Source organism: Robertmurraya korlensis, from assembly GCF_023715225.1.
In the GTDB taxonomy this organism is placed as follows: domain Bacteria; phylum Bacillota; class Bacilli; order Bacillales; family Cytobacillaceae; genus Robertmurraya_A.
The window spans coordinates 1-479 of record NZ_JAMBNS010000073.1 but is presented as its reverse complement, the minus strand read 5'-3'; the positions used below and the strand labels follow the sequence as shown (position 1 = coordinate 479).

Annotated in this window: 1 protein-coding gene; it reads right to left on the bottom strand. The window is 67.8% G+C overall.

The features are described from left to right. Positions 1-202: 202 nt before the first annotated feature. A partial coding sequence (locus M3175_RS24210) for a hypothetical protein (protein WP_442638230.1) occupies positions 203-479 on the bottom strand: 277 nt, incomplete at its 5' end.

The window sequence follows — 479 nt, the reverse complement described above, 5'->3', positions numbered from 1 at the left end:
CCTGGCGCGCGCGCGCCGGTGCGGCGGCGTCGCTCGCCTGCGCGAACGCGGAGAGAGGGATGTTGCGGCGCCGGCGCATGCGAGCGCCGCGGCAACGACGATGAAACGATTCTTCATGTCAGGCTCCAGTCTGGAATGAGGTCGTCGACGGCCGGCGAGCAGCGCCCACCCGGGGCGCCTGTCGCCGGCCTCACGCATCGCATCAGTGCGCGGCCGCGCCGTAGAAGGTCACGAGATCGGCTTTCTCCTGCGGACGCGACGTATCGTCGAGATAGACCATGTGCCCGCCCTGATAGTCCTTGATCGTCAGGTTCGGTTGCGTGCCGAGCCGCGCGAGGTCGAGCTCGGTCTGGTAGAACGGCGTCGCGATGTCGTGATACCCGTTCAGCGACAGCACCTTCAACTGCGGATTCAGCGTCAGCGCCGCGGCCAGATCGGGAATCGTGTCGGGCATCGCGAGGCCGTCGTGCGTCCAGTCC